The 21,410-nt window shown below is 71.8% G+C and carries 19 protein-coding genes; 11 read left to right on the plus strand and 8 right to left on the minus strand.

Features of this window, described 5'->3' with window-relative positions; all coding sequences use genetic code 11:
- Positions 1–51: 51 nt before the first annotated feature.
- Positions 52–465: an aggregation-promoting factor C-terminal-like domain-containing protein gene (locus ABT137_RS18315; RefSeq protein WP_351709795.1), complete on the plus strand. Its 414-nt coding sequence runs from the start codon at positions 52–54 to the stop codon at positions 463–465.
- Between the two features lie 294 nt (positions 466–759).
- Here ABT137_RS18315 and ABT137_RS18320 read toward each other — a convergent pair whose 3' ends face one another.
- Entirely contained in the window at positions 760–1,995 is a 1,236-nt protein-coding gene (locus ABT137_RS18320) for a cytochrome P450 (protein WP_351709798.1), read from the minus strand.
- Positions 1,996–2,282: 287 nt separating this feature from the next.
- Between ABT137_RS18320 and ABT137_RS18325 the strand changes: the two genes are divergently transcribed.
- Positions 2,283–3,452 carry a steroid 3-ketoacyl-CoA thiolase gene (locus tag ABT137_RS18325; protein WP_351709801.1) on the plus strand — a complete coding sequence of 390 codons (1,170 nt, stop codon included), beginning with the start codon at positions 2,283–2,285 and terminating at the stop codon, positions 3,450–3,452.
- Positions 3,453–3,602: 150 nt separating this feature from the next.
- Here the strand turns inward: ABT137_RS18325 and ABT137_RS18330 are convergent, their stop codons facing one another.
- Positions 3,603–5,654, minus strand: coding sequence for a bifunctional glycosyltransferase 87/phosphatase PAP2 family protein (locus ABT137_RS18330; RefSeq protein WP_351709804.1), 2,052 nt, complete (start codon positions 5,652–5,654; stop codon positions 3,603–3,605).
- Between the two features lie 383 nt (positions 5,655–6,037).
- Between ABT137_RS18330 and ABT137_RS18335 the strand changes: the two genes are divergently transcribed.
- From ABT137_RS18335 to ABT137_RS18350, 4 genes are all read left to right on the plus strand, one after another.
- The gene (locus ABT137_RS18335; protein WP_351709807.1) at positions 6,038–7,420 is read left to right on the plus strand and encodes an MFS transporter; all 1,383 of its coding nucleotides are present in this window, start codon (positions 6,038–6,040) and stop codon (positions 7,418–7,420) included.
- Positions 7,421–7,594: 174 nt separating this feature from the next.
- Entirely contained in the window at positions 7,595–8,767 is a 1,173-nt protein-coding gene (locus ABT137_RS18340) for a DUF2330 domain-containing protein (protein WP_351709810.1), read from the plus strand.
- A 109-nt stretch (positions 8,768–8,876) separates the two neighbouring features.
- Positions 8,877–10,130, plus strand: coding sequence for an RNA-guided endonuclease InsQ/TnpB family protein (locus ABT137_RS18345; protein WP_351709985.1), 1,254 nt, complete (start codon positions 8,877–8,879; stop codon positions 10,128–10,130).
- A gap of 62 nt (positions 10,131–10,192) precedes the next feature.
- Complete coding sequence (locus ABT137_RS18350) at positions 10,193–10,864, plus strand: O-methyltransferase (protein ID WP_351709813.1); 672 nt, start codon at positions 10,193–10,195, stop codon at positions 10,862–10,864.
- A gap of 58 nt (positions 10,865–10,922) precedes the next feature.
- Here the strand turns inward: ABT137_RS18350 and ABT137_RS18355 are convergent, their stop codons facing one another.
- Positions 10,923–11,312, minus strand: coding sequence for a hypothetical protein (locus tag ABT137_RS18355; RefSeq protein WP_351494300.1), 390 nt, complete (start codon positions 11,310–11,312; stop codon positions 10,923–10,925).
- A 91-nt stretch (positions 11,313–11,403) separates the two neighbouring features.
- Between ABT137_RS18355 and ABT137_RS18360 the strand changes: the two genes are divergently transcribed.
- On the plus strand, positions 11,404–11,847 hold the full coding sequence (locus ABT137_RS18360) for a DnaJ family domain-containing protein (RefSeq protein WP_351709816.1): 444 nt from the start codon (positions 11,404–11,406) through the stop codon (positions 11,845–11,847).
- A 28-nt stretch (positions 11,848–11,875) separates the two neighbouring features.
- Here the strand turns inward: ABT137_RS18360 and ABT137_RS18365 are convergent, their stop codons facing one another.
- Positions 11,876–12,391: a hypothetical protein gene (locus tag ABT137_RS18365; protein ID WP_351709819.1), complete on the minus strand. Its 516-nt coding sequence runs from the start codon at positions 12,389–12,391 to the stop codon at positions 11,876–11,878.
- A gap of 5 nt (positions 12,392–12,396) precedes the next feature.
- A complete protein-coding gene (locus ABT137_RS18370; protein ID WP_351709822.1) occupies positions 12,397–13,044 on the minus strand; it encodes a hypothetical protein in 648 nt (215 codons plus the stop codon).
- A 176-nt stretch (positions 13,045–13,220) separates the two neighbouring features.
- Between ABT137_RS18370 and ABT137_RS18375 the strand changes: the two genes are divergently transcribed.
- The gene (locus ABT137_RS18375; RefSeq protein ID WP_351709825.1) at positions 13,221–13,718 is read left to right on the plus strand and encodes a GNAT family N-acetyltransferase; all 498 of its coding nucleotides are present in this window, start codon (positions 13,221–13,223) and stop codon (positions 13,716–13,718) included.
- On the opposite strand, the gene ABT137_RS18380 is transcribed toward ABT137_RS18375, so the two are convergent.
- Complete coding sequence (locus tag ABT137_RS18380; RefSeq protein WP_351709828.1) at positions 13,711–15,747, minus strand: MDR family MFS transporter; 2,037 nt, start codon at positions 15,745–15,747, stop codon at positions 13,711–13,713. The genes ABT137_RS18375 and ABT137_RS18380 overlap by 8 nt on opposite strands.
- Before the next feature lie 170 nt (positions 15,748–15,917).
- Here ABT137_RS18380 and ABT137_RS18385 point away from each other — a divergent pair, with 170 nt between their 5' ends.
- Entirely contained in the window at positions 15,918–16,853 is a 936-nt protein-coding gene (locus ABT137_RS18385; protein WP_351709831.1) for a peptidoglycan-binding domain-containing protein, read from the plus strand.
- A gap of 213 nt (positions 16,854–17,066) precedes the next feature.
- Here ABT137_RS18385 and ABT137_RS18390 read toward each other — a convergent pair whose 3' ends face one another.
- Both ABT137_RS18390 and ABT137_RS18395 read right to left on the minus strand, forming a co-directional pair.
- Positions 17,067–17,726 carry an HAD-IA family hydrolase gene (locus ABT137_RS18390; protein WP_351709834.1) on the minus strand — a complete coding sequence of 220 codons (660 nt, stop codon included), beginning with the start codon at positions 17,724–17,726 and terminating at the stop codon, positions 17,067–17,069.
- 219 nt (positions 17,727–17,945) lie between these two features.
- Positions 17,946–18,527 carry a TMEM165/GDT1 family protein gene (locus ABT137_RS18395; RefSeq protein ID WP_351709837.1) on the minus strand — a complete coding sequence of 194 codons (582 nt, stop codon included), beginning with the start codon at positions 18,525–18,527 and terminating at the stop codon, positions 17,946–17,948.
- A gap of 421 nt (positions 18,528–18,948) precedes the next feature.
- On the opposite strand from ABT137_RS18395, the gene ABT137_RS18400 reads away from it, so the two are divergent.
- Together ABT137_RS18400 and ABT137_RS18405 are read left to right on the plus strand one after the other, a co-directional pair.
- Entirely contained in the window at positions 18,949–19,593 is a 645-nt protein-coding gene (locus ABT137_RS18400; protein ID WP_351709840.1) for an HNH endonuclease family protein, read from the plus strand.
- Positions 19,594–19,767: 174 nt separating this feature from the next.
- Positions 19,768–21,393: an alkaline phosphatase D family protein gene (locus tag ABT137_RS18405; RefSeq protein ID WP_351709843.1), complete on the plus strand. Its 1,626-nt coding sequence runs from the start codon at positions 19,768–19,770 to the stop codon at positions 21,391–21,393.
- The last annotated feature ends 17 nt before the right edge of the window (positions 21,394–21,410 follow it).

The raw sequence follows: 21,410 nt of genomic DNA on the forward strand, positions 1-21,410 counted from the left end.
GTGGTTCCGGAGCACACGGCGACTCCCTGTCCCCGACGAACGAGGTTCTCCGTGTCCGCGTCCTTCATCCGCCGCATCGCTTCCCCGAAGAAGGCCCTCACCACCGCCGCCGTGGCCGCTGCCGCCGCCGGCCTGGCCCTGACCGCGGCGCCCGCCCAGGCCGCCACCACGTCGGCCTCCTCCGCCCAGGCGATCGCGCACAAGATGATCCCGGATGCCGCGCAGTTCAACGCGTTCAGCAAGATCGTCTCGCACGAGAGCGGCTGGAACCCCTCCGCCACCAACTCGTCCTCCGGCGCCTACGGCCTGGTCCAGGCCCTGCCCGGCTCGAAGATGGCGTCCGCCGGCTCCGACTGGAAGTCCAACCCCGCCACCCAGATCAAGTGGGGTCTGGACTACATGAACTCCCGCTACGGCAGCCCGACCGCCGCCTGGAGCTTCTGGCAGGCCAACGGCTGGTACTGAGCCGGCCGACCCGCGCGCACCCGCGGTCGATCGCGGCCGAGCCGCGCACCCGCCGCTGATCCCCGGCGCCGCGCGCCCCTGAACCCCGGCACCCTCGCCCCTTCCCCTGGGCGAGGGTGCCGTCGTATGTCCGGACACACCGCCGAAGAGGGCGGTGGCCGGCGTCTCGGGGGAGGCAGGAACGGGGCGTAGGGAGGGGGTGCTCCTGCCTCCCTCGGGACGGGCCGGCGGCGCCGGGAGCCGTCGGCCCGGGTCGGAGGGGTGTGGTGCGGCGTGCCTCGGGTTCGAGGTGCTCTACGACGTGGTGACCTGGAGGTGTTTCACGCCGTTGATCCATGCCGAGCGGAGCCGGTCCGGGGCGCCGGTCAGGCGCAGGTTCGGCATCGCGTCGGCGATCGCGTTGAAGATCAGGTCGATTTCGAGGACGGCCAGGGACTTGCCGAGGCAGTAGTGGGGGCCGCCGCCTCCGAAGCCGAGGTGGGGGTTGGGGTCGCGGGTGATGTCGAAGGTGTCGGGGTCGGTGAAGACCTCGGGGTCGTGGTTGGCGGAGGCGTAGAAGACGCCGACCCGGTCGCCCTTGCGGATCAGCTTGCCGCCCAGCTCGGTGTCCTGGGTCGCGGTGCGCTGGAAGGAGTTGACCGGGGTGGCCCAGCGGACGATCTCCTCGGCGGTGGTCGCCGGGCGCTCGCGCTTGTAGAGGTCCCAGGCGTCGGGGTGGGTCAGGAACGCGTGCATGCCGTGGGTGATGGCGTTGCGGGTGGTCTCGTTGCCGGCCACCGCGAGCATCAGCACGAAGAAGCCGAACTCGTCGGAGTTGAGGTTGCCCTCGTCCTCGGCGGCGACCAGTGTGGAGACGATGTCCTTGGCCGGGCACTGCTTGCGGTCGGCCGCCATGTTCATCGCGTAGGCGATCAGCTCGGTGGCGGACTCGGCGCCCACCTCCTCGGTGATCGCGTACTCCGGGTCGTCGTACGAGATCATCTTGTTGGACCAGTCGAAGATCTTGGCCCGGTCGTCCTGCGGGATGCCGATCAGTTCCGCGATCGCCTGGAGGGGGAGCTCGCAGGCGACCTCGGTGACGAAGTCGAAGGGGCCGGAGTGGGCGCGGGCCGCGTCGACGATCGCCCCCGCCCTGGCCTGCAGCCGGTCCTCCAGGGCGCGGATCGACCGTGGCGTGAAACCGCGCTGGATGATCTGGCGGACCCGGGTGTGCTCCGGCGGGTCCATGTTCAGCAGGATCAGCCGCTGGGCGTCGATCGCGTCCCGCTGGATGTGCTCGCCGAAGCGGATGATCGCCGTGTTGAGCCAGGACGAGAAGAGCTCGGGGTGCGTGGAGACGTACTTGACGTCCGCGTGCCGGGTGACGGCCCAGTAGCCGTCGTCCGCGAAGCCGGCGACGCCGTGCGGCTGTTCGATCCAGCGGACCGGTTCGGCCTGGCGCAGTGCGGCGAACTCCGGGAGCGGCACCCGGTGATGGAGCAGATCGGGGTCGGTGAGGTCGAACCCGTCGGGCAGCGCGGGACAGGGCATGGCGACTCACTCCCACCGTGTACGGACCTGGATGTGTCAGCGTTCCGGCGGTCGTTCCGACAGCCGTTCTGACGGACCATCAGAAATGCCGGTTGCCGTGAAGGTAATAACGGGTTCTACAAGTCGCAAGGGGCACGGTCACCCCAATTGCATGCACCCCTCTTGCGATTGTGGACGGCCTGTCAGCAGACTGCACCCAGAACTAGTACGCGTTCTAGTTCTGCGTGGCGGGCCGGGCCGGGACGCCCCTGCGCCGCGCGGGTGACCGAGGAGAGGACCGAGCCCCCATGGCCGCGGAACCCGTGATCGTCGAAGCCGTACGCACCCCCATCGGCAAGCGCGGCGGCGCGCTCGCCAACCTGCATCCCGCCTACCTCCTGGGCGAGACCTACCGTGAACTCCTCGGCCGCACCGGCATCCCCGCCGACGCGGTCGAGCAGATCGTCGGCGGCACGGTGACCCACGCCGGCGAGCAGTCCATGAACCCCGCGCGTACCGCCTGGCTCACCATGGGGCTGCCCTACGAGACCGCGGCCACCACCGTCGACTGCCAGTGCGGCTCCTCGCAGCAGGCCTCGCACATGACCGCCAACATGATCGCCGCCGGGGTCATCGACGTCGGGATCAGCTGCGGGGTCGAGGCGATGTCCCGGGTGCCGCTGGGCTCGGGCTCCAAGCACGGGCCGGGCAAGCCGTTCCCCGACGAGTGGAACGTCGACCTGCCCAACCAGTTCGAGGCCGCCGAGCGCATCGCCCGCAACCGGGGTCTGACCAGGGAGGACGTCGACGCGCTCGGGCTGCTCTCACAGGAGCGGGCGGCGCACGCCTGGGCCGAGGAACGCTTCAAGCGCGAGACCTTCGCCGTCCAGGTGCCGACGACGGAGGAGGAGCAGCACGCCGGGCAGGGCATGTGGCGCCTCGTCGACAAGGACGAGGGGCTGCGGGACACGTCGGCGGAGGCGCTGGCGGGCCTGAAGCCGGTGATGCCGACGGCCGTGCACACGGCGGGCAACTCCTCCCAGATCTCGGACGGCGCCGCCGCCATCATGTGGGCGTCGAAGCGCATGGCCCGCGCCCTCAAGCTCCGCCCCCGGGCCCGGATCGTCGCCCAGGCCCTGGTCGGCGCCGACCCGCACTTCCACCTCGACGGCCCGATCGACGCGACCCGCGCGGTGCTCGGCAAGGCCGGCATGACCCTCAAGGACATCGACCTCGTCGAGATCAACGAGGCGTTCGCGTCGGTGGTGCTCAGCTGGGCCCGGGTCTTCGAGCAGAACCTGGACAAGGTCAACGTCAACGGCGGCGCGATCGCCCTCGGCCACCCGGTGGGCGCCACCGGCGCCCGCCTGATCACCACCGCCCTGCACGAACTGGAGCGCACCGACAAGGAGTTCGCCCTCATCACCATGTGCGCGGGCGGCGGCCTGGCGACCGGCACGATCATCCAGCGCCTCTGAGAAGCGCCCCGAAGTTCAGCGCCCCGAGGGTCAGCGCCCCTTGGGGCGCTGGGGGTACCCCCAGCCGAAGACCGGGGGAGGAACTGCGCGACCAGCCACGACGGCGCCGCGGCCGAACGACGGCCCATCGCACCCCTTACAACGGGGCGTTCACCCGGGAGCCGACGCCGTCACCGGCTCCCGGGGCTCCCGGTCCTCCTTGTCGGCCCCCGCCGCCCGCAGGGGCCGCGCCCGCGGCCCCTGCAGGAGATACCCGACGCCGAAGCCCGCGCCGACCACCGCCGCGCCGCCCACCGCGTCGAGGACCCAGTGGTTGCCGGTGCCGATGATCGCGGAGACCGTGAAGAGGGGGTGGATCAGGCCGAGCGCCTTCAGCCACCACTTCGGGGCGACGACGGCGATGACGATCCCGCACCACAGCGCCCAGCCGAAGTGCAGCGAGGGCATCGCCGCGTACTGGTTGGTCAGCTGGGTGAGGGTGCCGTAGTCCGGCTTGGCGAAGTCCTGCGGGCCGTGCACGGTGTCGACGATGCCGAGGCCCGGCATCAGGCGGGGCGGGGCCAGCGGGTAGAGCCAGAAGCCGACCAGGGCGAACGCGGTGGCGAAGCCGAGGGCGGTGCGGGCCCAGCGGTAGTCGACCGGGCGGCGGACGTAGAGGACGGCGAGGACGGTGAGCGGGACGACGAAGTGGAAGGACTCGTAGTAGAAGTCGAGGAAGCTCCGCAGCCAGCCGATGCCGTACACGGTGTGGTTGACCCAGTGCTCGATGTCGAGGTGCAGGAACCGCTCGACGTCGTGGATCTGGCGCCCGTGGTGTTCGGCGCGGGCCCGCCCGGAGGTGCCGTTCCCGTCCCCGGCGGCGGCGAGCCGTATCTGCTGGTAGGCGAAGTAGACCAGCCGCATCGCGACCAGTTCGAGGAAGAGGTTGGGGCGGGTCAGCACCCGGCGCAGCGAGGGGGCCAGCGGGACCTGCCGGAAGCGGGCCGGGACCGGCTGCGCGTAGTCCGTCGGGACCGGGCGGGCGAACTCCGGGGCGGTGCGGGACAGGAAGGGGACGAGCGTGGCCGCGGCCAGCGCGGCCAGTAGGACGGCGTTGTCGCGGACGGGCACGAAGAGCGACTGGTTCGGCAGCAGCGCCTTGGCGGGCAGCGTCATCACGAGGACGACCACGACCGGCCACACCGACCGGTCGGCGGCGCGCCGCCCGGCCCTGCCGACCACCGCGAGCAGGACCCACAGCAGCTGGTGCTGCCAGGCGGCCGGTGACACCGCCACCACCGCGCAGCCGGTGATCGCGACCGCGAGCAGCAGCTGCCCGTCGCGGGCGTAGCGCACCGCGCGGCGCAGCGCGACGACGGCCACGGCCGCGCCGAGCGCCAGGAACAGCACGATCTCCAGCGGGCCGCTCAGCCCGAACCGCAGCAGGGCGCCGTGCAGGGACTGGTTGGCGAGCGCGTCCGCCTTGCCGCCGAGGCCGGTGCCGGCGATGTGGTGGATCCAGTAGGTGTACGAGTCGTGCGGCATCGCCGCCCAGGCCAGCGCCGTGCAGGCGGCGAAGGTCGCGCCGGTGGCGACGGCGGCCCGGCGGCGGCCGGTGAACCACAGCAGCGGGGCGAACAGCAGCAGGGCCGGCTGGAGGGCGGCGGCCAGGCCGATGCACAGTCCGCTGTCGCGCTGCCCGCGGGCGGCGAAGCAGCCGAGCAGGACGAGCAGGACCGGGATGATGCTGGTCTGGCCGAGCCAGAGGGTGTTGCGGACCGGCAGCGAGAGCATCAGCAGGCTGATCGCGACCGGCGCGGCCAGCAGCGAGGTGCGGCGGCTCACCGGCTGGGGCAGCGCGCGGGCGGCGACCAGGCCGAGGGCGACCACCAGCAGCAGCGTGCCGAAGGTCCAGCCCCAGCCGAGGGCCTGCTCGGCGGCTCTGGTGAGCGGCTTGAGCACCAGCCCGCCGAAGGGGGTGCCGGTGAACTGCGTCGAGTCGTACAGGGAGCCCTTGACGTGCAGCACGCCCTCGGGGCCGACCCAGGTCTCCAGGTCCGTCAGCCGTTCCCCGCTCGGTGTGCCGAGGACGACGGCCAGCTGCCGTACGAGGAGGATCGCGGCCACCGCCCACAGGCCGAGCCGGACCATCCGGAACCGCGCCCCGGCCGCCGCCCCGCCGAAACCGTCCCCTGCCCGCCCGCTGTGTTCCACGTTCGCCACGCCTCGCCGGCCTCCCGCCCCGTTACGCACACCCGCTGGTCCGCTCGATCGCTCCGAGAACCCTACGAGGCTCCCATCACCTCTGGACAGAGACGCAGGCAACCCCCACTTCACCTGACGTCCGTCCGCCTTTTGTCCGGAAGACGACACTGCCCGGGGGGTGGGGTTGACATCACTGGGCGCGACAAGGATCACAGTGCGCAACGCGCATACCCCCGCGGGAGCGGGCAGACGTCCCTGCGTACAGCACATTTAGCTGCACTATGCACGTAAGCGCGTACGCGACGTAACGCCCCCAAGTGCTCCTATCGTCGCTTTTCGTTCCCGTCCACCGCCGTACGGGCCGCGCCCCTGTCTCCCACGAAAGGTAGGCGAGCCCCGTTTTGGCGACCGCCGCAGCAGTCACCCCGTCCGTCCAGGTCCCCGGCCCCCGTACGGCCGCCGCCCCCGCCCCGACCGTCACCGACCCCGCGCTGGTGAAGCGCGCCGTGAAGGCGGCCGCGCTCGGCAACGCCATGGAGTGGTTCGACTTCGGCGTCTACAGCTACATCGCGGTGACGCTGGGCAAGGTCTTCTTCCCGTCCGGCAACCCGACCGCCCAGCTGCTGTCCACGTTCGGCGCCTTCGCGGCGGCCTTCCTGGTCCGCCCGCTCGGCGGCATGGTCTTCGGCCCGCTCGGCGACCGCGTGGGCCGCCAGAAGGTCCTCGCCCTCACCATGATCATGATGGCGGCGGGCACCTTCGCGATCGGTCTGATCCCCTCCTACGCGACGATCGGCGTCGGCGCCCCGCTCCTGCTCCTCGCCGCCCGCCTGGTCCAGGGCTTCTCCACCGGCGGCGAGTACGCGGGCGCGTCCACGTTCATCGCCGAGTACGCGCCGGACAAGAAGCGCGGCTTCTTCGGCAGCTGGCTGGAGTTCGGCACGCTGGCGGGCTACATCGGCGGCGCCGGCCTGGTGACCCTGATGACGGCCCTGCTGTCCACGGACGACCTGACCTCCTGGGGCTGGCGCATCCCCTTCCTGATCGCGGGCCCGATGGGCATCATCGGCCTCTACCTGCGGATGCGCCTGGAGGAGACCCCGGCGTTCGCGGCGGAGGTCGAGAAGGCGGAGTCGTCCCGCCCGAAGGTCCCCCTCCGCGAGATGATCACCAGCCAGTGGCCGGCCCTGCTCCTGTGCATGGCCCTGGTGCTGGTCTTCAACGTCACCGACTACATGCTGCTGTCGTACATGCCCAGCTACCTGACGAGCGAGCTGAAGTACGACGAGACGCACGGTCTGCTGGTCGTCCTCGGCGTGATGGCGCTGATGATGATCGTCCAGCCGTTCGCCGGCGCCCTGACCGACCGCGTCGGCCGCCGCCCGGTGATCGCGGCGGGCTGCGCCGGGTTCCTGTTCCTCTCCGTCCCCGCCGTCCTCCTGATCCGCCAGGGCAGCCTGCTCGCGGTCGGCCTCGGCATGGGCGCCCTGGGCCTCCTCCTGGTCTGCTTCACGGCGGCGATGCCGGCCGCCCTCCCGGCCCTCTTCCCCACCCGGGTCCGCTACGGCTCCCTGTCGATCGGCTTCAACATCTCGGTCTCCCTGTTCGGCGGCACCACCCCGCTGGCGGTGACGGCCCTGATCGGAGCGACGGGAAACCTGATGATGCCCGCGTACTACATGATGGCCGCGGCGGTGGTGGGCGGCTTCGCCGCCTGGCGCATGACAGAGACGGCGGGCAAGCCCCTGCCCGGTTCAGCACCGTCGGTCGAAGCGCCCCTTTAGGGGCGCGGGGAACTGCGCAAAACCCCCCACTCACCTGCACCGTTCGAACGATCCGCCCCGTCGGCCCGTACCGTCGGTAGACAGACGGTGGCTGTCCGGAACGGCCCCGGGAACCACGCCCTCCGCTATACCGTCTGTAGTCCTGATCAACGGTAGGGCGGAGGGCATCGGTTCATGATCGGCCAGCGGCGACCCCGCCGACGCACACGTGTACTCGCGGTCCTCCTCATCCTCACCGGCATCCAGCTCGGCTGGCTCGCCGCCCCCGCCTTCGCCTGCGCCTGCGGCGCCCTCGTCCCCGACGCCGCCCAGCAGGTCACCGTCGGCCGCGAGGAGTCCGTACTGCGCTGGGACGGCACCCGCGAACAGATCGTGATGCGTCTGACGGTCGACGGCGACGCCGACCGCGCCGCGTGGATCATGCCCGTCCCGCACCGCGCCACCGTCGCCCTCGCCGACCCGGCCCTCTTCGACCAGCTGCACACCCTCACCGCCCCGGTGCACCGCACCCGCCACCACTTCTGGCCCGAGGACGGCGACTGGCCCCTCACCACCGGCAGCGACACCGCCACCGGCCCGCCCGGCGCGGGCGCCACCGCCCCCGGCGTCGGCGTGGTCGACCGCCAGCGGCTCGGCCCGTTCGACGTGGCCCAGCTGACCGCCACCGACTCCGGCGCCCTGGACGGCTGGCTGCGCAGCAACGGCTTCCCCTTCCCGCCCCGCCTGAACACCGCGCTCCAGCCCTACGTCGCCGACCACTGGGAGTACGTCGCGGTCAGACTCGCCCCCGAGACCGCCGACACCACGCTGCACGGCGCCCTCGACCCGCTCCGCCTCGCCTTCGCCAGTGACAGCCCGGTCTACCCGATGCGGCTGTCCAGGCTCGCGGCCACCCCGCAGTCGCTCGGCCTGTACGTCCTCGCCGCGCACCGCATGGAACCGCGCTCGGCGATCGGCGGCGAGCGCCCGCGGGTCGTCTACGCCGGCCGTCTCAGCCGTCCGGCCGGCGAGCTGGGCGAGCTGGCCGCCGGCACCCCGTACCTGACGGCGATCGGCCAGGAGTTCCCGTACCCGTCCCGGATCTCCGCCGACCACGTGCTGCGGAAGGCGGCCTCGGACACGCCGTTCCAGCAGGTCGTCTACGAGGACCGGCTGCGCGAGGTGGCCGGGATCCCGGCGTGGCTGCTGACGGTCGGCGGCGCGCTGCTGCTGGTCGTCACGGTCACCTCGCTCACGGCCGTACGACGCTCCCGCCGCCCGGCCCCGCCACCCCCGCCGGCCCAGCCGCCGACGCCTCCGGTGCAGCCGCCGGCCGGGCCACCGACGCCCCCTGCGCCGATCGGCTGAGTCAGCCGACGGACAGCCGCTTCGGCAGCGCAATGACAGGTTCACTCGGTCGGGTGGACCATGGCGAACACATGATGGACAGCCGTCCGCATGTGCAAGTCTCATGATCGTGAAGCTGGTGGTGCAGGTCAGGTTGCTACCTACGTCGGTGCAGACGGCGGCACTACAGGCGACTCTGCTGGCCTGCAACGAGGCGGCGAACTGGGTCAGCCGTGTGGCGTTCGAGAAAGATGTGAAGACCAATTTCCCGCTGCGTGGGCACACCTACCGTCAGATCAAGGCACAGTGGGGGCTGGGGGCCCAGGCCGCCCAGCACGTCATCAAGAAGACCTGCGACGCGTATGCCACGCTGAAAGCGAACCTGAGGGCCGGGAACCTGGGCAGGCCGGGGTCGAGGCGCTACCGCCAGGTTGTGGAGAAGCCGGTAGCCTTCCGTCCGCAGGGTGCGCAGCCCTACGACGATCGGATGCTGTCCTGGCAAATCGACCGGCGCCGGATCTCGATCTGGACGACTGCCGGGCGGATGAAGGATCTGGCGTTCACCGTCCCACCAGAGCAAATGGCCACGCTGGCCCTGTACCGCAAGGGCGAGTCCGACCTGCTGTGGCGGGACGGCATGTGGTTCCTGAACGCCACCTGCGAGGTCCCCGAGACGCCGCTGGACACCGGCCCAGTGGACTTCCTCGGCATTGATCTGGGCATCGTCAACATCGCCACCACCTCGGACGGCGAGACCATGGCCGGGCGGGAGCTCAACCGCATCCGCACCCGGGAACGCGCGCTGCGCACCAAGCTGCAGAAGAAGAACACTCCGTCCGCCAGGCGTCGGCTGAAGAAACGGCGGCGCAAGGAGGCGCGGCGAGCGAAGGACATCAACCACAAGATCGCGAAACATGTGGTGACCGAGGCAGAACGCACCGGTCGCGGAATCGCCCTCGAGGACCTCACGGGCATCCGCGAACGGGTACGGCTTCGAAAGCCCCAACGGGTCACCCACTCCAGCTGGGCCTTCGCCCAGCTGGGACAGTTCATCGCATACAAGGCCCGCAAGGCGGGGGTACCAGTCGTGTACGTCGATCCGGCGGACACCTCCCGCACCTGCGCCGAGTGCGGGCACATCGACAAGGCGAACCGGGTCTCGCAGGCCCGGTTCGCGTGCCAGTCCTGCGGATTCGTTGATCACGCGGACCGGAACAGCTCCCGCATCATCCGCGCGAGAGCGTGGAAGTTGTGGCGACGCGGGGCGCAGTCAACCGCCCCAGACCCACCTACCGAACCCGGGTGTGGGACAGGACGCAAATGCAGCACCACAGCCAGTGGCGCCCGTTGTGCAAGGTCCGGCCTTTCGGTCCCGGACCGTTGACTAGTGCTATCCAGGTAGCTGTCAGCGGGCAGCTACCCGAATATGCGAAAGGCAGCGTACGCATGAGCGGCTCTCAGCTCTGGGACGACGTCGACTTCTACTTCACCAGCCACCTGTCACCGGACGACGAGTCGCTCCAGGCGGCCCTGCGGGAGAGCGAGGCGAACGAGCTCCCGCACGCCAACGTCACCGCCAACCAGGGCAAAATGCTCCAGCTCCTCGCCCAGATCCAGGACGCCCGGCACATCCTGGAGATCGGCACCCTCGGCGGCTACAGCACCATCTGGCTGGCCCGCGCCCTGCCCGCCGACGGCAGGCTGATCTCGCTGGAGTACAGCGCCCACCACGCCGAGGTCGCGGTCCGCAACATCGCCCGCGCGGGCCTGGAGAAGCTGGTCGAGGTGCGGGTCGGGCCCGCCCTGGAGTCGCTGCCCAAGCTCGCCGACGAGAACCCGGCCCCCTTCGACCTGGTCTTCATCGACGCCGACAAGGCGAACAACCCGTACTACGTGGAGTGGGCGCTCCGGCTCACCCGCACCGGCAGTCTGATCATCGTCGACAACGTGGTGCGCGGCGGCCGGGTCGTCGACGCCGAGAGCGCCGAGCCGGACGTGGTCGGCACCCGCGCCGCGATCGAGCTGATCGCGGCGCACCCGAGGCTGACCGGCACGGCGATCCAGACGGTCGGCAGCAAGGGCTACGACGGCTTCGCGCTGGCGCGGGTCCTCGACTGACCCGGCCGGGTCACCCGGGAGGCGTTGCCCAACCCGGCCTTGCTCAACCCGGCCTTGCTCAACCCTCTTGGTAGAAGCCTACGTTGACGCTGCGCGGGGCGGTGCGGTCCCGGATGACGATCTCGCCGGAGCCGCCCCGGGGCAGCGCGACCGTGCCGCCGTACGCGATGGCCTGGGCGTACTCCCCGACGGTCAGCAGCACCTCGGAGGACGGTTCGGCCTGGGAGCCGCGCAGCCAGGTGACCTGCCAGCCGCCCTCGGGCCCGCACAGGAACTCCAGGTGCACCCGGGAGACGAACAGCCAGTCGTCGGGCGTCGCGAGCCGGCAGGCGGCGGCGTCGCGGCCCACCCGCAGCACGGCACCCGGGTCGCTGGGCGCGTCGGCCATGAGCATTCCGGCCGTCTCGCCCGCTTCTCCGGACACGGAGGCCATGGTGAGTTCGAGCACGTGCGTTCCCCCTGCGCGGTTTCTGAATCCTTCGTGGATCTCCGGCGCATGATAAAACGCCCGGCCGGGCCGCGTCCGGCACAATGGAGTCATGACCGAGCGAAAGCCACCCGGGGTACCGTTCGAGTCCTGGGTCGACAAGCAGATCGAGGACGCGCAGCGGCGCGGCGAGTTCGATCAACTACCGGGCTTGGGCGAGCCGTTGCCCGCAGGCCTGGACTCGTCGTACGACGAAATGTGGTGGATCAAAAGGAAGATGGCCCGGGAGGGCCTGGCGATGCTGCCGCCGACGCTCGCCCTGCGCAAGGAGGCCGAGGACGCGCTGGCGGCCGCCTACGCGGCACCTTCGGAGCGGATCGTCCGCAAGATCATCACGGACGTCAACGTCAAGATCCGCGACATGATGTTCAAGCCGCCGCCCGGACCCCCGCTGGGCAAGAAGCCGTACGACGTCGAGGAGGTCGTACGCGAGTGGCGGGAGCGCCGGGCGGCGGCCGGGGCGGAACGGGACGCGGAGCCGGACCCGCACGGGTGACTCCGGGGACTGGGACGACTCGGCCGACTCACAGGTGCAGCAGTCGGTCCGCCAGTTCGCGGTAGTCGCGCAGGGCCAGCCGGAGCTGCTCGGTGTCGGCGCTGCCGGGGTGGTCCGCGTCGGCGGACTGCCAGCTGCCGCGCAGGGTGCGGCGGCGCCGGTCGACGGCGTCGGTGAAGCGGGCGCTGATCTCCTCGACGGCCCGGTCGGCCTCCTCGACGGCCGTCCGCGGCTCGTCGACGAAACCGGTGACCGCATGCTGGAGACGGCGCTCCAGCTGTCCGCACTCCTCGGTGGGCATCAGCTGTTCGCCGCGGCCCGCGTCCGTGCCGTGGCCGGGGCCGCCACCAACCGCCGGCCCCGCCTGCCCGGCCGCGTCCCGGTCGTCCATGCGTTGCGCTTCCTCCTGTCCGGAGCTGACGCCGCTCGCGGAGACGTCGCTCCAGTCGGTCGCCCTCTCCTCACGTCCCGGCATCGTGGTACCGCCGGGATCCACGTCGCCGCCGACGGGTCGGCGGCCGGATCCGGTCCTGGCGTCGGTCATGTCTGTCAACTCTCCTTCGGGCGGCTCTGGTTGGCGGACCAGGGCAGATGTCCGCCGGTGTCGGCACCGACACCGGCGCGGTGCCGGCCGTGCTCACCGGACGACGGGGTGACCAGGTCGTCGAAGAGGGAGCGGGCCTCGATCACGGCCGCCCGCATCTCCTCGGTCCCGGCCCGGCTCTGCGGCGACCCGCCCACGGGCGCCTGCGCGACGCGGTGGACGCGGCGGTAGCCGTCGACGTGGTCGGCGTGGTGCACGGAGAGCGCGGCCACCTGGTCCTCGTACTCGGCACCGGCCGGGAAGCCGCGGTCGGCGGCCAGTTCGGCGAGCAGCCGGTCGACCTCGGCCACGGACTCCCGGGGCGAGTCGACGAAGTGTTCCTGTGCGGTGGTCCAGCGGGCCGCGTAGCGTTCGCGCTCCGCCGGTTCCAGCTCCCGCTCGTGCAGTGCGCCGTGGCGCTGCACCCGCTCGGTGAGTTCCTGCTCGGCCGCCTTGGTGTCGCCGCCGTGCTGGGCCACCGTCCGCTCGTACTCGGGCCCGAAGCGCCGCTTCAGACCCAGCGGGCCGCTGCCCCTGGAGCGCACGGCCAGCACGGCCGCGACGACGACCACGGCGGCCACGATCACGATTGCGATGATCAAGCCTGTGGACATGGTTGCCTTCCGGTGTCTCGGCCCGACGGGCCGTCTCCCCCGCCGGGTGACCCGCACACCGCCCCGCAAACACAGCCCGGCCGGACGCGGCCGGCCCCGCGGCCGCCGACATCCGGCCCCGCGGCCGCCGATATCCGGTTGCGCGGGCCACCCCGGTCCGCCGGAGACTACGGCCCATGACCTCTTGGACGATCACCCCGGAAGGCCCGGACTCCGCCGCCGCCCTCGCCCTGTGGCGGGCGTACTACACCGAGGTCAGCGACCGCTGGTACCTGCTCCACGAAGGCCGCCGCACCGACCCGGCCGAGCTGGAACGGGAGTTCGGAGCCCGGCCGGGCTCCGAACTGGCCCCGCCCACCGGCCGGTTGCTGATCGCGCGGTACGACGGTGAGCCGGCCGGCAGCGCGGGCGTACGGCTCCTTGACCCGGCCACCGCCGAACTCACCCGGGTCTTCGTGCACGAGGGGCTGCGCGGCAGGGGCGGCGCCGCGCTCCTCGTCGCGGCGGCCGAGGACGCGGCCCGTGCCCTCGGGGCCGCGCGGATCATCCTGGACACCCGCACCGACCTGGTGGAGGCCCGCGCCCTGTACGCGCGGCTCGGCTACACGGAGACCGCGCCGCACAACGACGACATCTACGCCGAGCACTGGTTCCGCAAGGAACTCGTCAGTTGACCTGCCCTGCCGCGGGGTTCTGCGGCTGTTCGCGTTCGGTGCCGCACAGTTCGTCGGTCAACTCCCGCACCAGGCGGTCCAGGTCGGTGGGCCGGTCCGGGCTCCACCAGTCGCCGAGGAGGCCGGCCAGGGACTCCTCCCGGGCCCCGGCGAGCCGGTCGGCGACCTCGCGGCCCTGCTCGGTGAGGGTCAGGTCGAGGCCCAGGCGGTCGGCGAGGTGCCGCTCCTCCAGCTGGCGGGCGCCCTCCAGGACGACGTTCATCGGGACGGGGCCGCGCTCGGCGAGCCGCCCCGGCTCCACCGAGCCGTACTTCCGGATCCGCAGCAGCAGCCACCCGGAGGCGGGCAGCAGGTCGGCGTACCCGGCGCGGGTGTTGATCTTCCGGTAGACCTCCCGGCGCCCCTCCCGGGTGCCGAGCAGGGAGAGCGCCCGGGAGCACTCGTCGTACGACGACCGCTGGACCGGGTTGGGCGGGATGGTCTCGGACGCGTCCGGCGCGGTGACCGAGCCGCGCAGCCGGTCCTCCTTGAGGAACCAGGCGAGGACGAAGCCGAGGAGGGCGACCGGGGCGGCGTACAGGAAGACGTCGGTGATCGAGGACGCGTACGCGTGCAGGGCCGCCGGGCGCAGCGCGGGCGGCAGGGCGGCGATGCCGCGCGGGTCGGCCTTGAGGGCGTCCGGGGTGGCGCCGGGCGGGAGGCGGACGCCCCGGAAGGCGTCGGCGAGCTTGTCGGCGAGCCGGCCCGCGAAGACGGAACCGAAGATGGCGACGCCGAAGGAGGCCCCGATGGAGCGGAAGAAGGTCGCGCCGGAGGTGGCGACGCCGAGGTCCTCGTACGAGACGGAGTTCTGCACGATCAGCACCAGCACCTGCATGACCAGCCCGAGGCCCAGGCCGAAGACGAAGAAGTAGGCGCTCATCTGGGCGGTCGAGCTGTGCTCGTCGAGCCGGTGCAGGAGCAGCAGCCCGATGGTGGTCACGCCGGTGCCGGTGACCGGGAACACCTTCCAGCGCCCGGTACGGCTGACGATCTGCCCGGAGAGCGTGGACGACAGCAGCAGACCGATCACCATGGGCAGCATGTGTACGCCCGACAGGGTCGGCGATATGCCCTGCACGACCTGGAGGAAGGTCGGCAGATAGGTCATCGCGCCGAACATCGCGAACCCGACGATGAAGCTGATCACGGCCGCGAGGGTGAAGGTGCGGATACCGAAGAGCTTCAGCGGGAGCACGGGTTCGGCCGCCCGCCGCTCGACGACGACGAAGGCGACGGCGAGCACCACCCCCACGACCACGAGCCCGATGATCTGCGCCGACCCCCACGCCCACGTCGTCCCGCCCAGCGAGGCCACCAGCACCAGGCAGGTGGCGACGGCGGCGATCAGGAAGGTGCCGAGGTAGTCGATGACGTGGTGGGCGGTCAGGCGCGGGATGTGCAGCGCGGCGGCGATCACCACGAGCGCGACGACGCCGACGGGCAGGTTGACGTAGAACACCCAGCGCCAGCTCAGATGCTCGGTGAGCACCCCGCCGAGCAGCGGCCCGAGCACGCTGGTCGTACCGAACACGGCACCGAACAACCCTTGGTACCGCCCCCGTTCACGCGGCGGCACGATGTCCCCGACGATCGCCATCGACAGCACCATCAGCCCGCCGCCGCCCAGCCCCTGCAAGGCACGGAAGCCGATCAGCTCACCCATGTTCTGGGCCATCCCGCACAGCGCCGACCCGACGAGGAAGATCACGATCGCGAGCTGGAAGAGCCGCTTGCGCCCGTACTGGTCGCCGAGCTTGCCCCACAGCGGGGTGGCGGCGGTGGAGGCCAGCAGGTAGGCGGTGACCACCCACGAGAGATGCTCCAGCCCTCCGAGGTCGCTGACGATGGTCGGCAGGGCCGTCGACACGATCGTCTGGTCCAGCGCGGCCAGCAGCAGCCCGAGCAGCAGCGCGCCGATCGGGACCAGCACATTGCCGGGCACACGCTCCGCGTCCTTCGCCTGGGTGTGCGTCGTTTCCAGGGCCATGGAAACCTCCCGGGGCTTTCGGCCATCTTCCATCGTGGACGGTGTCACCCGGTATGGCCTGTCGAGTCCTTTTCGGTGCCCCTGAGACCAGAGGTTCGGGCGACCGTACGTGTGGGTGCTCTGCATAATCTGTGGAGTTCGTGAGGGGAGGGAGGACCACCGTGGCGGACATGACCGGGAGCGGGGGCCACCAGTGCCCGGAGTGCGGGGCACCGAAGGGGCCGGACGGCTCCCCCTCCTGCGACTGCAACCAGCGGACCGCCGACGCGTTGCGCGACGCGCGTACGGCCGAACAGGCGGCGGCGGAGGACTTCGACCCGCTGCGGATACGGCCGTACGTCGCCCTCGATGCGGACACGGGGGCCGCGACCGGCGCGGCCGACGGCGGGGAGACCGCGCCGCTGCCGGTGGTGGCGGCGCCGTCGGCCGCGCCGGTCACGGCCGAGGCGACCGTGCCGCTGCGGGCGGTGCCCGCCGACGCCCCCGAAGCGGCTCCGGAAGAGCCTCGCCGGCGTCCCCGGTGGGCCCTGCTCCTGACGGTCGCCGGGGCGGTGATCGGGATCCTCGCGGTGGCGGGGTTCGCGAGCGGGTTGTTCGCCCGCGCGACGCCGGCACGGGACGGGGCGGCACCACCGGACGTACGGGCGAGCGTCCCGGACGTGACCCCGAGCACGGCGTCGTCCTCGGCCGCGGCACCGGTCACCTCGCGGGGATCCTCGCCCTCGGCCACACCGTCCGGCTCCGCGAGCCCGAGCGCGTCGCGCTCCCCGTCCTCCCCCTCACCGTCCAGTGCGACCCCGTCCCCGACGCCCTCCCGCGAGGCGACGCCGACCGAGTCGGCGTCGACAGCGGGCGCGGCGGCCTCCGCACAGCCCACCTCGGCCGCGGTCCTCCGCCCCGGCGACACCGGGGCGGAGGTGACGGAGCTGCAGCAGAGGCTGGCCCAGCTGAACCTCTACACCGGGAAGGCCGACGGCCACTACGACCGCAGGACCGAGGACGCGGTACGGACGTACCAGCTGGCGCGGGGGATCCTCACCGACGAGTCGGGGGTGTACGGAACGGCTACGCGGGCGGCGCTTGAGTCGGAGACGACGGAGCCGTAGGGGGTGGGCCGACGGGGGCGTTGCCGGGCGGGCCGGTGAGTGGTGCCGGTCGGGACGGTTGTGGGGTGGGCTGCGGCGGTGGGTGGCTGCGGGTGAGTGGGGGCTGGTCGCGCAGTTCCTCCCCCAGCCTTCGGCCGGGGGTACCCCCAGCGCCCCTTACGGGGCGCTGTCCAGCCGCGTCCTCCACAGCCGCGGGCGGCCGTGCCGGCTCATTCAGCCGCTCACGGTCACCCGGATCGATCCGTCCCCCACCGCCTCCACCCGCACCCCCGTCAGATCCCGCACCACCACGTCCGGCCCGTGCACCCCGGCCCGCGCCCCGACGCCGACGACCCGCATCCCGGCCGCCCGCCCAGCCGCGATCCCCGCGCCCGAGTCCTCGAACACCACACAGTCCGCCGGAGCGACCCCCAGCTCCGCCGCCCCCTTCAGAAAGCCCTCGGGGTCCGGCTTGCTGGCGCCCACCGACTCCGCGGTCACCCGCACCGCCGGCAGCGGCAGCCCGGCGGCAGCCATCCGCACCGTGGACAGCGCGACGTCCGCCGAGGTCACCAGTGCGTGCGGCAGCCCCTGGAGGGAGGCGAGGAAGGCCGCGGCGCCCGGGACCTCCACCACGCCCTCCACGTCGGCCGTCTCCTCCGCCAGCATGCGCGCGTTGTCCGCGAGGTTCTGCTTCATCGGCCGGTCCGGCAGCAGCACGGCCATGGACGCATGGCCCTGGCGCCCGTGCACGACCTTCATGACCTCGTCGCCGTCCAGCCCGTGCCGCTCGGACCAGCGCCGCCAGATGCGCTCGACGACGGCGTCGGAGTTGACGAGGGTGCCGTCCATGTCGAGCAGGAGGGCGCGGGCGGTGAGGACGGTGGCCGTCATCGGGCAGCTCCTATACACAGGCCGAAAGCAGGCCGGGAGGAACAAGGCGGCCCCGCCCGCCGGTCAGGGAAAACGGGCGGGAGCCACTTTGTTTCTCCACGGTACAAAACAGAACGCCGATCCCGCCACCGCCTTCGCCGACCGTTCACCCACTCTTCAGCTCACGCGAGCGAACCGGGGCGGCCCGGAGTGGTGCGGAGCAGCCCGGAGCGCACCCGCTCAGGCCGCGATCGCCTCCCACAGGCTCCACACGCCCAGCGCCAGCATCAGCACCGCCGCGATCTGCGTGATCAGCCGCAGCGGCACCTTCTTCATGAGCGCCTTGCCGCCGACGATGCCGAGTCCGGCGACCGCCCACAGGCCGAGCACGGCGCCGAGGCCGACGGAGAGCGGGTCGTCGTAGCGCGCCGCGAGGTTCGCCGTCATGATCTGCGTGAGGTCTCCGAACTCGGCGACCAGGATGAGCGTGAACCCGGTACCGGCGACCTTCCAGAAGGACTGGTCGGCCGGCTTGCGGATCTCCTCGTCCTCCTCGTCCTTCTTCATCAGGAGCACGGCCGCGCCGCCGAGGAAGAGCACGCCGGTCAGCGCGTGCACGATCTGCTGCGGGAGCAGGGTCAGGACGCTGCCGGCCGCGACGGCGAGCACGACGTGCAGGAGGAAGGCCGCGGCGACACCGGCGAAGACGTACGACGCCCGGTAGCGCGTGCCCAGGACGAGACCGGCGAGGGCGGTCTTGTCGGGCAGTTCGGCGAGGAAGATGACGCCGAAGACGATCGCCGTCACGGTGATGCTGATCAAGGGTCCTCAATCGGTCGGGGCCACCCCACCGAGAGCACCGCACTTCGCAGACGATCACCTCGGCACGGCAGCGCACACGGTCACCCGTGCCGTACGGCACGGGCGTGCACTGCTTGCCGAAGGTCTCGCTGGCGGCCTCGTGACCAAGATGGCCGAGATCCGCCTCCGGGCGCCGGCTCAGACGGGCTGAGCAGTATGTCGACGGTCCGGCGAAGAGCTACTCCCCTTCAACGCCGTCAAGAGTACGTGACTCCGCCATCGATCCCAAGGCCGGAAGCCCCACCTGTGAGTCACGTCGCACATCTTGTCGTGTCATGAACACGTCATTAGTTTCTTACCCAACGCTCACCCAGCGGCAACACGGCGGCGCGAGCATTCCCTCGCTCGCGCTCCAACACCCCACCCCCACCAGGGAGTTCGCATGCCGAAGTTCTACGCGCGTCGACGACTCAGCATACTCGCGGCCTTCACCGGACTCATAGCCTCCGCCGCGCTGTTCAACTCCCCGACCGCTTCCGCCGCCCTCCCCACCCCGGTCAGCGCGTCCACCGCCCGCACCTACCTCGCCTCCCTCACCGTGGCGACCGAGGTCCGGACCGGCTACGCGCGCGACCTGTTCCCGACCTGGGACACGATCAGCGGCACCTGCAACACCCGTGAGTGGATCCTCAAGCGCGACGGTTCGAACGTCGTCACCAACTCCGCCTGCACCGCCACCAGCGGTTCCTGGTACTCCCCCTACGACGGCGCCACCTGGACCGCCGCCTCCGACGTCGACATCGACCACCTGGTGCCGCTGGCCGAGGCCTGGGACTCCGGTGCCCGCAACTGGACCACCGCCCAGCGCGAGTCCTTCGCCAACGACGTCACCCGTCCGCAGCTCCTCGCCGTCACGGACAACGTGAACCAGTCCAAGGGCGACCAGGACCCGGCCACGTGGATGCCGTCCCTCACTTCCTACCGCTGCACCTACGTCCGTGCCTGGGTCCAGGTGAAGTACTACTACGACCTCTCCGTGGACTCCGCCGAGAAGAGCGCGCTCACCAGCTACCTCTCCGCCTGCTGAACCGTCCGGCCGCCGCGGCGTCCCGCTTCCCCCGCGTTCCGGCCACGCGCCGCCCCGTTTCCCGCTCTCCGCGGGTCTCTCTTTCCCGCGTCGGAACCTCCCCGCCGACCTCCGTCGTTCCGTACCGTACGGGGCGACAAAGGCGAACCGACCGAGGAAGAGGGCGGGGCGATCGTGGCCGGACTGCGCCTGGGACCGCTGCTGAGGTACACGGACGGCTCGTCGGCGACCGTCTGGGTCGAGGCGAGCCGTCCGTGTACCGCCGAGGTGCGCTGCTCGGACGGCACCGGCGGCACCGCGCGCACCTTCCAGGTGGCCGGCCACCACTACGCCCTCGTCCCGGTCACCGGGCTGACCCCGGGGACCGCACCGTCGTACGACGTCCTCCTGGACGGCACGCGCGTGTGGCCGCCGCCCGACTCCCGTTTCCCGCCCTCGGTGATCCGCACCCGGGCCGCCGGCGACGCCCTCCACGTCGTCTTCGGCTCCTGCCGCTGGGCCGCGCCGCCCGCCGACGGCCACGACCCGGTCGGCCCGGACGCCCTCGACAGTCTCGCCGTGCGCATCGCCGCCGGTGGCGAACGGCCCGACGTGCTCCTGCTGTTGGGCGACCAGGTGTACGCCGACGAGACCTCGGCGGCGACCCGGCAGTGGCTGGCCGCCCGCCGCGGCCTCGCGGACCCGCCCGGCGCCGAGGTCGCGGACTACGAGGAGTACACCCGCCTCTACTACGAGTCCTGGCTCGACCCGGAGGTGCGCTGGCTGCTCTCCACCGTGCCCAGTTGCATGATCTTCGACGACCACGACGTGATCGACGACTGGAACACCTCCGCGGCCTGGCTGGCCGACGTGCGCGCCACGCCCTGGTGGCAGGAGCGGCTGCTGAGCGGGCTGATGTCGTACTGGGTCCACCAGCACCTGGGCAACCTCTCCCCGGCCGAGCTGGCCGCCGACCCGCTGTACGCCGCCGTCCGCGACACACCGGACGGCACGGACGAGTTGCGCGCCTTCGCCGCCAAGGCCGACGCCGATCCGGCCTCCGTACGGTGGAGTTACCGGCGTGACTTCGGGCGGGTGCGACTGCTGATGGTGGACACCCGGGCGGCCCGGGTCCTGGACGAGCAGAGCCGCGCCATGCTCGACCCCGGCGAGGCCGAGTGGCTGCGCGAACAGGCCCTGGACGGCCGGGAGTCGTACGACCACCTCCTCGTCGGCACCTCGCTGCCCTGGCTGCTGCCGCACCTGATACACGACCTGGAAACCTGGGACGCGGCCCTGTGCCGGGGCGAACGGGGTGCCCGCTGGGCCCGGTTCGGGGAACGGCTGCGCCGCGCGGCCGACCTGGAGCACTGGGCGGCCTTCCCGGCGTCCTTCGCCGAACTGGCCGGCCTGTTCGCCCGGACCGGCTCCGGGCCCGGGGCACCCGCCTCCGTCTGCGTGCTCTCCGGAGACGTCCATCACGCCTACGTCGCCGAGCCCGCATGGCCCGCCGGGACCGCGCCGGACTCCCGTGTGCTGCAACTCACCTGCTCCCCCGTCCACAACTCCGTGCCGCCGACGATCCGGGCCGGCTTCCGGTTCGGCTGGAGCGCCCTGGCCCGGTTCCTCGGGCGGCGGCTGGTCCGGCACGGGCGGTGCGCGCGGCCGCCGGTGACCTGGCGGAAGAGCGGCGGGCCGTGGTTCGGCAACCAGCTCATGACACTGATGCTGCACGGCCGTTCGGCCCGGCTGCGGCTGGAGCGGGCCCGGCGGGACGGGACCCTGGAGACCGTGACGGAGTCCGTCCTCACCACCCGATGAGGACAGCTGAGTGACAA

Origin of the sequence: Streptomyces sp. NPDC001980 (assembly GCF_040296885.1) — a bacterium.
Lineage (GTDB): Bacteria > Actinomycetota > Actinomycetes > Streptomycetales > Streptomycetaceae > Streptomyces.

Coding starts and splice junctions, on each gene's coding strand:
- ABT137_RS18320 (WP_351709798.1), bottom strand. CDS start 1,995: ATGCCCTGTCCCGCGCTGCCCGACGGGTTCGACCTCACCGACCCCGAT.
- ABT137_RS18325 (WP_351709801.1), top strand. CDS start 2,283: ATGGCCGCGGAACCCGTGATCGTCGAAGCCGTACGCACCCCCATCGGC.
- ABT137_RS18340 (WP_351709810.1), top strand. CDS start 7,595: ATGATCGGCCAGCGGCGACCCCGCCGACGCACACGTGTACTCGCGGTC.
- ABT137_RS18350 (WP_351709813.1), top strand. CDS start 10,193: ATGAGCGGCTCTCAGCTCTGGGACGACGTCGACTTCTACTTCACCAGC.
- ABT137_RS18360 (WP_351709816.1), top strand. CDS start 11,404: ATGACCGAGCGAAAGCCACCCGGGGTACCGTTCGAGTCCTGGGTCGAC.
- ABT137_RS18365 (WP_351709819.1), bottom strand. CDS start 12,391: ATGACCGACGCCAGGACCGGATCCGGCCGCCGACCCGTCGGCGGCGAC.
- ABT137_RS18370 (WP_351709822.1), bottom strand. CDS start 13,044: ATGTCCACAGGCTTGATCATCGCAATCGTGATCGTGGCCGCCGTGGTC.
- ABT137_RS18375 (WP_351709825.1), top strand. CDS start 13,221: ATGACCTCTTGGACGATCACCCCGGAAGGCCCGGACTCCGCCGCCGCC.
- ABT137_RS18380 (WP_351709828.1), bottom strand. CDS start 15,747: ATGGCCCTGGAAACGACGCACACCCAGGCGAAGGACGCGGAGCGTGTG.
- ABT137_RS18385 (WP_351709831.1), top strand. CDS start 15,918: ATGACCGGGAGCGGGGGCCACCAGTGCCCGGAGTGCGGGGCACCGAAG.
- ABT137_RS18390 (WP_351709834.1), bottom strand. CDS start 17,726: ATGACGGCCACCGTCCTCACCGCCCGCGCCCTCCTGCTCGACATGGAC.
- ABT137_RS18400 (WP_351709840.1), top strand. CDS start 18,949: ATGCCGAAGTTCTACGCGCGTCGACGACTCAGCATACTCGCGGCCTTC.